Annotated in this window: 5 protein-coding genes and 3 pseudogenes; 4 read left to right on the top strand and 4 right to left on the bottom strand. The window is 66.6% G+C overall.

All coding sequences use genetic code 11. From position 1 onward, the window contains the following. Positions 1-22 precede the first annotated feature (22 nt). The 3 genes from ctaD to KKZ08_RS12140 form a co-directional block, all read right to left on the bottom strand. A complete protein-coding gene (gene ctaD, locus KKZ08_RS12150) occupies positions 23-1636 on the bottom strand; it encodes a cytochrome c oxidase subunit I (protein WP_223779020.1) in 1614 nt (537 codons plus the stop codon). A gap of 674 nt (positions 1637-2310) precedes the next feature. Beyond that, positions 2311-3140 (bottom strand): IS5 family transposase gene (locus KKZ08_RS12145; RefSeq protein WP_223779019.1). Its coding sequence is split into 2 segments (ribosomal slippage): positions 2311-2808 and positions 2811-3140, totalling 828 coding nucleotides; the frame shifts between segments, so codons are not numbered across the junction. Between the two features lie 572 nt (positions 3141-3712). Next, the gene (locus tag KKZ08_RS12140) at positions 3713-6097 is read right to left on the bottom strand and encodes an FG-GAP-like repeat-containing protein (RefSeq protein ID WP_223774462.1); all 2385 of its coding nucleotides are present in this window, start codon (positions 6095-6097) and stop codon (positions 3713-3715) included. 370 nt (positions 6098-6467) lie between these two features. Here KKZ08_RS12140 and KKZ08_RS12135 point away from each other — a divergent pair, with 370 nt between their 5' ends. The 4 genes and pseudogenes from KKZ08_RS12135 to KKZ08_RS12120 all read left to right on the top strand — a co-directional run bounded on the left by KKZ08_RS12135 (position 6468) and on the right by KKZ08_RS12120 (position 10750). Further along, positions 6468-7835 carry a hypothetical protein gene (locus KKZ08_RS12135; RefSeq protein ID WP_223779375.1) on the top strand — a complete coding sequence of 456 codons (1368 nt, stop codon included), beginning with the start codon at positions 6468-6470 and terminating at the stop codon, positions 7833-7835. Between the two features lie 183 nt (positions 7836-8018). After that, the gene (locus KKZ08_RS12130; RefSeq protein WP_223774461.1) at positions 8019-8504 is read left to right on the top strand and encodes a hypothetical protein; all 486 of its coding nucleotides are present in this window, start codon (positions 8019-8021) and stop codon (positions 8502-8504) included. A gap of 53 nt (positions 8505-8557) precedes the next feature. Then, a pseudogene (locus tag KKZ08_RS12125) lies at positions 8558-9709 on the top strand (IS701 family transposase). Between the two features lie 211 nt (positions 9710-9920). Further along, a pseudogene (locus tag KKZ08_RS12120) lies at positions 9921-10750 on the top strand (IS5 family transposase). Between the two features lie 661 nt (positions 10751-11411). On the opposite strand, the pseudogene KKZ08_RS12115 reads toward KKZ08_RS12120, so the two are convergent. Continuing rightward, positions 11412-12143, bottom strand: a pseudogene (locus tag KKZ08_RS12115) (IS5 family transposase); the annotation flags it as partial. Between the last annotated feature and the right edge of the window lie 105 nt (positions 12144-12248).

The raw sequence follows: 12248 nt of genomic DNA, 5'->3' as shown, positions 1-12248 counted from the left end.
CGCGTGAACCTCCGGTCCTGGTTCAGCGAGCGGGTGAGGTGGCGGCCCGCTTCGCGATGTCGCGTGCCGCGGCCTGCGGGTGGTGCAGGTCGAACGCGGGGGACTCGGAGCGGATGCGAGGCAAGCTCGTGAAGTTGTGCCGCGGCGGGGGGCAGGAAGTGGCCCATTCCAGGGACCGGCCGTAACCCCATGGGTCGTCCACGTCGATGCGCTTGCCGTATTTGGCGGTCTTCCAGATGTTGTAGAAGAACGGCAGAAACGACAGGCCGAGCAGGAACGAGCCTATGGAGGACAGGGTGTTGAGCGTGGTGAAACCGTCGCTGGCCAGGTAGTCGGCGTAGCGGCGCGGCATTCCGGCGGCACCGAGCCAGTGCTGGACGAGGAACGTGAGGTTGAAGCCGACGGTGAGTGTCCAGAAGGTGATCTTCCCGAGGCGTTCGTCGAGCATCTTGCCCGTGAATTTGGGCCACCAGAAATGGAAACCGGCGAACATCGCGTAGACGACCGTGCCGAAGAGGGTGTAGTGGAAGTGCGCGACCACGAAATACGAGTCGGAGACGTGGAAGTCGAGCGGGGGAGCCGCCAGCAGAACTCCCGTCAGTCCGCCGAAGAGGAACGTGACGAGGAAACCGATGGACCAGAGCATCGGTGTCTCGAAGGAGAGCGATCCCTTCCACATCGTGCCGATCCAGTTGAAGAACTTGACTCCGGTCGGCACCGCGATGAGGAACGTCATGAAGGCGAAGAACGGAAGCAGCACCCCACCGGTCACGTACATGTGGTGGGCCCACACCGTCACGGAGAGACCGGCGATCGCCATGGTCGCGGCGATCAGTCCGGCATACCCGAAGATCGGCTTGCGGGAGAAGACGGGGATGACTTCCGAGACGACACCGAAGAAGGGCAGAGCGAGGATGTAGACCTCGGGGTGACCGAAGAACCAGAACAGATGCTGCCAGAGCAGAGGACCGCCGTTGGCGGGGTCGAAGACGTGGGAGCCGAACTTGCGGTCGCACTCCAAAGCGAACAGGGCCGCTGCCAACACGGGGAAGACGATCAGGATCAGCAGGGCGGTCAAGAGCACGTTCCAGGTGAAGATCGGCATCCGGAACATCGTCATGCCCGGCGCGCGCATGCAGACGATCGTGGTGATGAAGTTAACCGCACCGGCGATCGAACCGAAGCCGGACAGGGCCACGCCCATGATCCACATGTCACCCCCGATACCCGGGGAATGCACGGCGTCCGACAGCGGCGCGTAGGCGAACCAGCCGAAATCAGCGGCGCCTTGCGGGGTGAGGAAGCCTGCGGCGGCGATCAGCGAGCCGAACAGAAAGAGCCAGTAGGCCAACATGTTCAACCGGGGGAAGGCGACGTCCGGCGCCCCGATCTGGAGCGGCATGATCCAGTTGGCGAAGCCGGTGAACAAGGGCATGGCGAACAGCAGCAGCATGATCGAGCCGTGCATCGTGAATGCCTGATTGAACTGCTCGTTAGAGAGGATCTGGCTGCCCGGGCGGGCGAGTTCGGCCCGCATCAGCAGAGCGAGCAGACCACCGATCAGAAAGAACGCGAACGAGGTGACCAGATACAGGGTCCCGATCTGTTTGTGGTCGGTGGTGGTGACCCAGAAGATCCAGTTCGGACGCGGCTTGCCGGGAGCGGGGCCTTCGGCCGACACCGGCCGACGCGTGGTTCCTTCGGGATGTATCGCTGCCTCGGTCACTGAACAGTCCTCTCCGGTGTGCCGTCTTGCTGTGAATCCGTCAGTACGGCGCGCCGCGCGGACTCGTGGGGAAGCGCGGACGAGCGAGCGGTGCCGCCGAGCGTCTTTCATGATCGTTAGCTGGCTGTACCGAGTGCCAGGGGCCTTCGTCGCTTTGTGACAGGGGCTAAGGATCAGGTCATTTTCCGAAGGGGAATTCCGGAGGGATTCTGCCTGCCCAGCAGGCGCGCGAAGGCCCGCTCGCTGCAGCGGCCGGTCCTCAACACGCGCGCCTAGACACCCGAGTTGGCGCATTGTCGGTCTCGCGCGGTCGGACGCAGGGTCGAAAGGCTCGGCAATGAGAGGCGAATGCCTCTCCATGGACGGCGGCAACAACCCATAGATTTATGGGCAGAGCAGCGGAACCGCAACCCAAGCGGCACGCGGGCACCCGCCGCTCACGCTTGGTGCCGACGCTTCTTGCCCGGTCGTGCGCTTGGTGCCAAGCAACCGGTTGACGTAGAGGCAGTGCGCCAGCCGGGGCCCACCTCCACCCCTCATGGAGGTGGGCCGTCCTTCGCCTCGTTAGGTTCTGTCGTCAAATGTCACGCCCACATCAGGAGCGATGCCAAGGTGACGGCTGCTTCGTAGGACCGGGCGGTCTTGTCGTAGCGGGTGGCGATACCGCGCCACTGCTTGAGGCGGTTGAAGCACCGTTCCACGACGTTGCGGTGCTTGTAGACCTCACGGTCGAAGCCCGGCGGGCGGCCTCCACGGCTGCCTCGCCGGGCCCGGTTGCCGACCTGGTCGGCCCGCTCGGGAATCGTGTGCGGTATGCCCTTGCGGCGGAGCCAGGTGCGGATCACCTTCGAGCTGTAGCCCTTGTCGCCCAGGACGTGATCGGGCCGGGTGCGGGGCCGCCCCGGTCCGATCCGGGGCACCCGGACCGCTTCCATCACGGCGGTGAACCGGGTGCAGTCGTTGATGTTGCCACCGGTGACGACGAAGCCGAGCGGACGGCCCCTGCCGTCACAGGCCAGGTGAATCTTGCTGGTCAGCCCGCCTCGGGAACGGCCAAGGGCCGGGTCGCAGAGCCCCCTTTTCAAGCTCCGGCCGCATGCTGGTGGGCCCGGACGACCGTGGAATCGACCGACACCAGCCACTCGATGTCGCCCGCCGCGTCCGCCTTCGCCTGCGCAGCCCGCAGCATCCGGTCGAACGTCCCGCCCGCCGCCCACCTGCGAAAACGCTTATGCAGCGTGGTCCACGGCCCGTAACGCTCGGGCACGTCCCGCCAGGCCGTCCCGGTCCGGAACTTCCACACGATCCCGTTCAGGACCCTGCGGTCATCCAGCCGCTTACGCCCCCGCAACGACTCGGGCAGCAGCGGCCGGACGAACTCCCACTCAGCATCGGACAGTTCATGACGACGTATCACGACACCATGATCCACCAGCGGTGATCATTTGAAGACACTGCCTAAAGGGTGTTGCAGAACGGCGATCACGCTCGGATTCGGCCATCAGCGACAAGGTCAACTGCCTGATTCTGCTCCCGTTTCCACCGGTCTGGGAGCCGCCGCGAGGTGGCCTCGGAAGATCTTTCATCCGTTCTGCAACACCCTTTAGGCGAACTGGGTCGCCGCCGCACCCATTCCGCAACTTCCAATAGCCGGAGTTACCAATAGGCTCGCAGTGTTCCGGTGTGTGGTCGAGGGGAGCGTTGGGGTACGTGTACGAGGTCCTCCAGCGGTTCGGCGTGACCGTCGCCTCGCCGGTGGATCCGTTCAACCGGCAGGCGCATCGCGGGGATTTCGGGCTGCGTATCCCGCCGTCGGCGCGAGCGACGGCGGAGTTCTTCACTGCGTGGCGGGGGGAGCCCAGCCAGGGTTGCGTGCCCCGGGCTTCGCGGTCTCATGTCAGAGCAGCGCCCGGGCCGTGTGGCCCGGGCGCTGCTCTCGGTTCTTGGGGGCCGTTCCGGCGTACGGCTGGGTGTGTGGGTGTGGGGTTACCAGTGGGGGGTGATGCGGCGTTGGGGGCCGGGGGTGTTCTGGCCGGTGGCGGGGAGGGGGGTCCACTGGTTGAGGTTGCCGTTTGCGTCGCGGGCCAGAAGGCGTTGTCCCTGGGGGGTGGTGCCACGCAGGGGGCCGAGGGTGGTCTGGGTGGAACTCCAGTCGGTGGCGAGCTGCCGTTTCGTGCTGAACGCGCTGGAGAAGACGACTGTGTTGTTCGTGTTGCGGGCGGGGAGGGTGCCGGTGCCGGGCCACCACCACAGGACATGGTCAGCATCAACAGCAAGAATGTCCTGGACACCGTCACCGTTAAGGTCGGCCGTACTGGTCTGCGTGAACCTCCAGTTCCCGGTGATCTCCTGCTTGGCAGTGAACGCGCTGGAGAAGACGACCGTGTTGTTCGTGTTGCGGGCGGGGAGGGTGCCGGTGCCGGGCCACCACCACAGGACATGGTCAGCATCAACAGCAAGAATGTCCTGGACACCGTCACCGTTAAGGTCGGCCGTACTGGTCTGCGTGAACCTCCAGTTCCCGGTGATCTCCTGCTTGGCAGTGAACGCGCTGGAGAAGACGACCGTGTTGTTCGTGTTGCGGGTGGGGAGGGTGCCGGTGCCGGGCCACCACCACAGGACATGGTCAGCATCAACAGCAAGAATGTCCTGGACACCGTCACCGTTAAGGTCGGCCGTACTGGTCTGCGTGAACCCCCAGCCGGTGGTGATTTTCTGTTTGCCGCCGAAGGTGCCATCCCCCCTGGGGACATCCTCCGCGTAGTCGGCGTCGCTCGTGTTGCTGCTGGTGTTGGAGTCGGCCATCCCGGGCCAGTAGTACAGGGCGTGGGTGTTCTCGTCGACGGCCAGGATGTCGCCGATGCCGTCCCCGTTGATGTCGGCGCTGCTGGTCTGGGTGTAGGTGGCCGCAGTGCTCTTGGCCGGGTCGTGCCGGGTGGTCTGGGCGGTGGCGGGCAGACTCTGGGCCACGGCCCAGTTGCCGTCGTCGTTCAGGTGCAACCAGTCACTGTGGTCGACGTAACGGGAGTAGACACGGTCCTGCCCGGCAGGCAGGAGCCCCGTGGCCGTGTCGGGGGTGTGGGCGGTGGGGGTGGCGGGGTCGTACGAGGCGGTGTCGAAGTCGGCCACCGCGTCCGCGACACTCGTGGTGCGCAGGAACGCGTTGAACTTCAGGCGTACCTTCTCTCGCCAGCCGCTGGGATCCCAGTACTTGTTGGTGGAGGTGTGGTTGGCGAAGGCCGGCAGGGTCGCCACCGTGAACGTCAGTCCCGCCGCGTGCGCCTTGGCCGCCATCGTGGTGACCGCTGCTTCCAGCTGTGCTTCCAGGCCGGGGCAGGGGGCCTCGGTGCTGCTGCTGGTGCACTTGGTGATGTCGTTGATGCCGCCGTAGAAGAGCACCTGCTGGACGCCGGGCACGTCCAGCACATCGTGCTGGAAGCGGTGCAGCATCGACAGCTGGGACGCTGTGTTGTCGGTGAGGACCCGGTTGCCGGAGATTCCCTCGTTCGCTACCCCCATCGGGTGTGCGGACGTTTGCAGGGCCCGCCCGTACACATCCAGCCACCGGGCATTCACGTCCGCCGCGGTGTGCCCGCCATCGGTCTGCGAGTCCCCGAGCGCCACCACCGTGCCCCCGCCCGACGACGGCGTCACCTCCAGCCCCGACAACAACACCCGCGGCGCGTAGCCGGTGCCACTGCTCCGCTGGGTGAAATGCGTGGCGTCGGTGTCCCCAGCCCGGTCGGTACCGTCGATGGCTCCCTCCGTCGTGCCACTGCTGTAGAGGGTGGTGAGGGTGTAGTGGTGGTAGGGCAGGTAGGTGACCGGGTCGGGCAGGTACAGGCTCACCAGTAGGGTCTGGTCCGCCCGTACGGGGAAGTCCACCGGATCACTGGCCAGTTCCTGCCCCGCCGCCAGGGTGACGTCCTGTTTTCCGCCGAAGGTGAGCGTTACCGGCGCCGTAGCTGCCTGGGCCCCCGAGGACTGCGGGGCGATCGTGGCATGCCCGAGGTGCACCGCCACGGTGTTGGTCCGGTTGTCCAGCCGGATCCGGGCCCGGCCCCCGCCGATACTCGCATGCACCGGCATCCGCACCGTCTGCTGCCCCGTGACCTTCACATGCGTAGCTCCGGCAGCCTCAGGAACCAGGTCGGGATCGCTCCCCTCACCGGTCCACGCGCCGTTGGGCTGGGAAGCGAGGCTGTCCATGGGAGAGGCCCAGGTCGTGGTCCACGCGTCCGCGCCCGCGTCCGTGTGCGACCCCGTGGCCTTCGCCGTGGCCGCCGCCGGCGATGCCACACCGACCACCGCCATCCCGCAGGCCAGGACCAGGACCAGGGCTGCGGCCGGCCCCCGCCGCACCGCCCACACCAGCCACTCCTCGAAGGTCCGCCCAGCCGTGACCGGGCGGACACCGCCCCTGGTGGAGCACCGCCGCCGCGAACACTCTGTATGCCGACCCGATGTCATGCCACTGCCTCCACTCGTCACCCGCCCTCTCACCCCAGCGGGGAACACCGGCAGGGGTGAGAGAACGTCAGAAACCCTGCTGAGCCCATCGGTTCAGCAACAAACCCCGCACATTAACCCGAACAGCATAACGCTATATTTATGGCATCATGTCGAGTGTTTACGTCGCACAAGTGGCGTGAATGGCCAAAAGCTGACATGCAGCGCCAGAACCGACATTCGGGCGGGTCCAGAGTCCCGGGCCTACCCAGAACGGAAACCCCGTCCTCTCATGACCCCCCAGCTCACCCGACACCGGCGCCTGAGCCGTACGGCCGCGCTCGTGGCCGCCTCAGCCCTCACCCTGGCCACCCCCGCATTCGCCGCCGCCTCCACCCCCGTGCCCTCCGATGCCATCACCGGAGGGGAAGTCGTCAACATCGGCGAAAACAACCCCCACATTCCCTCCTCCATCACCTCCGGTGTCATGGCACCCGCACACGGTGGTGCGGGTGAAACGGTGATCAAGAAGGGCGGTCAGGCCGTCCAGTGGGATCCGGAGACGGGCAAGGAGGTGCCGCTTCCCCAGGCCGCCCAGTCCGGCGTGACCGCCACCGCCGCCTCCCGTGTCACCACGATGGCCATCAAGGACGGCGGCCTCATCCAATGGGGCAGCGACGGGCATCAGATGACCGTGCCCTCCCAGCTCGGCTCCGGAGTCACCGCGATCTACGGCGACGAGGTTGGCTGCGTCGGCGGGGACAGCTGCGGTGCCCCAAGCAAGATGCCCGAGTACGCGGTCAAGAACGGGACGCTGGTCACCTGGGACGAGAGACAACCGGCGCAGGGGGTCACCCCGGTCGCCGGTGCCCCCCAACACCTGGCGTACCTGGAGAACCAGTACATGGGACTGACCACCCAGGGCAAAGTCGTCATGTGGGGCCCGTACGCCGACTACGCCAAGGACATCCCCCAAGCCGCTCTGTCCGGTGTCAAGAAATTCCGGACCGACATCTACCCCGACGGCTGGCATCCGGACATCTTTCATGTGTACGGGCTGGCGCTGAAGGAGAACGGCGACCTCATCTCCTGGGGAAAATTGGATAACAACATCGACTGGTTCCGGCCCAGGCCGGACGACACCTACCACGGGGTCCGCGACATCGACGCCAGCGCGAACTACGGGGGCGCATACGCGATCGCCGCCGTCACCAGCAGCGGCAAGGTCGAAACCTGGGGCAACATCGACGGCGACTGGGCCCTGATCTACCACGACCACACCGACCTCAGCCAGGTCCACGTCGACAACAGCTACCTGCTGGCACTCAAAGATGGCCCCGGCCCCACACCACCCACCCCGACGCCGACCCCCACCCCGACGCCGACCCCCACCCCGACGCCGACCCCCACCCCGACGCCGACCCCCACCCCGACGCCGACCCCCACCCCGACCGGCAGCACCACCGCTCCCCCCACGCCGGCACCTACCCCCCACCCCACCAGGAGCGGAGGCAGCGGTGGCACGGGCGGCACACCACCCAACCCCTCCGGCACCATGGCCCACACCGGCACCAGCCTCACCTGGCCCCTGACCAGCGCCGCCCTCTTCCTCACCGCCGGCACCCTCATCACCTACGCCACACGCCGCCGCAACCGCTGAGCCACTCCCCACGCCACCCGCCAGAGCTGCCGGCCCGGCCGGCAACGGAACAGGGCGGCCAGGAGGAAGGAAACGGTCCGCGGCCATCGCCACAGCCACACGGGCCGCGGCGGGTAGCAGCTGGCCCGGCTCGACGACGAGCACCACCAGCAGCGCAGCTAACTCCGCCCCGTCGGCACCACCGTGGCAGCTGGCGCCGCTGTCATTGGACTTTCCGCGGCAGCGCTGTCTCCAACTGGTGCACAGCAACTGCAAGCCACCATCGAACATCAGCTGCGACAGACCACTGGCGGGGTGCAGATCAGTGATAACGCCATCGCCTACGACCACGGTCACGTCGTCGAGGTCTTCCCCGACCCCGGTCAGGACACCGCGCCACGGGGGCTGGGCAGTGGCGTAGACACCAAGCTGACCACCTTTTCGGGCCAGTCGTCACTGGGCCTGCGGCTGCATCACCAGCCGCTTGCGGCGCACAAGCCGCACGCCCTGCTGGGCAGACAGCCGCCTCCGCGCTCTTCACCGATGCCATGGGCGCGTACAAGGACCGCGCCATCCACCGCCCCGTCGAATTTGACGACCCCATCGAGGCAGCCGTTCGCCGACCTGCTGCTACGACAGGTCGAACGCGCCAAGCGCCGCCAGGCGGCAGGCGGCCGCCACACCTCCTAGTACTGCAACGGTCTTTGGCGTGACTGGTGGCCAGCTTGGTCGTTTATGTGGTTATGGGCGGGGAGCTTGCTGATGTCACGTTGTGGGCCGGGGAACTGGGTGCGGTGCACGAGCGGTTCGTGCACCGGTTCAACAGGGAAGAGCCGCGGCAGTCGGCGCTTGCCTATATGCGGGGGCTGATCGCTCCGCTGGAGCGGAAGAACGGCTGGACACTCGCGGAAGAAGCCGGGCACGCGGGCCCTGACCGGATCCACCGGCTGCTGAACCGGATCGAGTGGGACGCCGACGAAGTCCTTGACGACGTGCGCGACTACGTCGTTGAGCACCTCGGAGACCGGGATGCCGTCCTGATCATCGATGACACCGGATTCCTCAAGAAGGGCATCCGCTCGGCCGGGGTGCAACGTCAATACTCCGGCACCGCCGGTCGCACCGAGAACAGTCAGATCGGTGTGTTCCTCGCCTACGCCGGCAGCCGCGGACGCACGTTGATCGACCGCCGTTTGTATCTGCCCACCTCCTGGACCGACGACCGGGAAAGGTGCCGACAAGCTGGCATCAAGGACACTGTCGCCTTCGAGACGAAGGTAGCCATGGCCAAAGCGATGGTCCGCCGGGCGATCCACGACAGGATCCCGTTCGGATGGGTGACGGCCGATGCCGCCTACGGCTACAGCAAGGGCTGGCGCTTCGAGCTGGAACAGGCCGACGTCTTCCATGTCATGGCCACCACCCGGCACGACACCGTCGTCACCCGCTGGTCCATCGACCACCCCGTCCACGATCTTTTCCCCGGCCTGCCCAGACAGAAGTGGAAGCGCCGTTCCTGCGGCAACGGGGCCCATGGCCCACGGGTCTACGACTGGGCCCGAGTGGAGGTCCGCCCCTGGCACCGGCCCGACCGGCAACACTGGGTCATCGCCCGCCGAAGCGTTCGCGTACCGAGGAGATCTCTTACTACATCGCCTACTGCCCGGCAGGCACCACGCTGGACGAACTGATCCGCGTCGCGGGCAGCCGCTGGGCCTGGACCGCAGGGCGAGTGCGGCCTGATGAGTACCATGACGGCTGGCACCGCCACATGACCCTGGCCATGGCCGCCCACGCCTGCCTGACCGTCCTGCGGGCCCGGCAACTGGACACACAAAGCAGAAACGGATCCTCCGAGCTCATCCACCTCAGCCTCGCCGAGATCAGACGCCTGATCACCCGCCTCACCAACCGCCGACCGGTGTCCATCGACCACATCCTGCACTGGTCAGCCTGGCGACGACGACGTCAACAGCAAGCCCGCACCAGCCACTACACACGACGCGGACACCCACCCCCACACCCCGAACAACCATCACAACAAAGACCGTTGCAGTACTAGGCAGTGTCTTCAAATGATCACCGCTGGTGGATCATGGTGTTGTGATACGTCGTCATGAACTGTCCGATGCTGAGTGGGAGTTCGTCCGGCCGCTGCTGCCCGAGTCGTTGCGGGGGCGTAAGCGGCTGGATGACCGCAGGGTCCTGAACGGGATCGTGTGGAAGTTCCGGACCGGGACGGCCTGGCGGGACGTGCCCGAGCGTTACGGGCCGTGGACCACGCTGCATAAGCGTTTTCGCAGGTGGGCGGCGGGCGGGACGTTCGACCGGATGCTGCGGGCTGCGCAGGCGAAGGCGGACGCGGCGGGCGACATCGAGTGGCTGGTGTCGGTCGATTCCACGGTCGTCCGGGCCCACCAGCATGCGGCCGGAGCTTGAAAAGGGGGCTCTGCGACCCGGCCCTTGGCCGTTCCCGAGGCGGGCTGACCAGCAAGATTCACCTGGCCTGTGACGGCAGGGGCCGTCCGCTCGGCTTCGTCGTCACCGGTGGCAACATCAACGACTGCACCCGGTTCACCGCCGTGATGGAAGCGGTCCGGGTGCCCCGGATCGGACCGGGGCGGCCCCGCACCCGGCCCGATCACGTCCTGGGCGACAAGGGCTACAGCTCGAAGGTGATCCGCACCTGGCTCCGCCGCCGCGGCATCCCGCACACGATTCCCGAGCGGGCCGACCAGGTCGGCAACCGGGCCCGGCGAGGCAGCCGTGGAGGCCGCCCGCCGGGCTTCGACCGTGAGGTCTACAAGCACCGCAACGTCGTGGAACGGTGCTTCAACCGCCTCAAGCAGTGGCGCGGTATCGCCACCCGCTACGACAAGACCGCCCGGTCCTACGAAGCAGCCGTCACCTTGGCATCGCTCCTGATGTGGGCGTGACATTTGACGACAGAACCTAGCGGTCCTCAGCCACCGGACCAGGCGTCGGTCCCTGGAGGGCGGACGACGAAGCGGGCCCGCGGAACGAACTCCGTGCGGGCCCGCCGCGTGTCCCCAGGACTCAGGGCCCCGTGGACGCGAAATAATCGATGCGTCGCGCTGGATACAGGGTGCGCTCATGCGCGGCAGCCAATTCGTCGAGGGTTACGCGGTAGACGCTCGCGAGAAGGGCGACACAACGGGGGCACAGGACGGTCACCGATTTCCTCTCCGCACGGAGAGGCGTCGCAGCCAGTCGCCACGTCCTTCCCGCCCACTTAAAGAGCGTTTTGTCCCGCCAGGGGTGTTTGGTAAGGCGGCGGTTCAAGCGGATCGCGGTCGCTCTTGAGTGCGGTCCGTGGGGTTCAATGCGGGTATGGGGAATGCTCTGTGGGACCGGCTCTCGGTTGAGGCGCAGGCGGAGGTGGACGGCCTCGTTTCGGCCGGGCGGAATGTGCAGGCCATTGCTGCGATGCGTGAGCGTGCCGGTCTACCGACTCCGGGTTTGCATGAGTGTGTTGACCTGATGGATCAGCGATTCAGGGTGTTGCGGCAGGGGTCGGCGAGTTCGTGACGATGCCGTGCCCAGTGGTCATGCGTCGCGCCAGTTCGGGGTTGATTCGCGGGTGAGCCGGCGGTGGTGCATGAGCCAACCGATGGTCCGCTCGACGACCCAGCGCCGCGGAATCACCTTGAAGCCCTTCTGGGCGGGGTCGCGGCGGGTGACTTCGACGTCGATGCCGAGGCGGGCGCCGTGTTCGATGACCTTGGTGCGGTAGCCGGTGTCAGCCCAGGCTTTGGTGATGCGGGGGTGGTCGGCGGCGATGTTCGAGAGCACGTGGATGTCGCCGGCATTGTCGGAGACGCTGGCGGCGGTGACCAACACGGCCAGGAGGAGGCCGAGCGTGTCGACGCCGATGTGACGTTTGCGGCTTGCGATCTTCTTACCCGCGTCGATGCCCTGGCCTGCGGCGGGCACGTTGGCTGAGGTCTTGATGCTCTGGGCGTCGAGGATGCAGGCGGTGGGCTCGGCGTCGCGGCCTTCGGCCTTTCGGACCAGTCGGCGCAGGAGACCGTTGAGCTGGTCGAAGACCTCGTCCTTCTGCCAGGCGGCGAAGTATCCGTAGACGGTTTCCCATGGTGCGAAGTCGTGTGGCAGGTACCGCCATGGGATTCCGGTTCGGTCGACATAGAGGATGGCGTCCATGATCCGGCGCAGATCGTGCTCGGGCGGCCGCCCGATGTCCAGGCCCTTCCCTCTTCTTTCGGCCCGCCAGGCTGTCAAAGTCGGTTCCAGCAGTTCCCAACGGGCATCGGACAGGTCACTCGGGTACGGCCGCTGCTTACGTGGCATGTTTCGGTAGTACCGATGGCCGCCGTCCCGCCACAGGGCGCAAACCAGCGTGACCGGGGGCGTGTTGGGATCAGACAGGAGCGAAGGGACCGAAACGGACCCTCG

Origin of the sequence: Streptomyces sp. 135, from assembly GCF_020026305.1 — a bacterium.
GTDB lineage: Bacteria > Actinomycetota > Actinomycetes > Streptomycetales > Streptomycetaceae > Streptomyces.
This window is presented reverse-complemented; position numbering and strand designations above follow the sequence as displayed.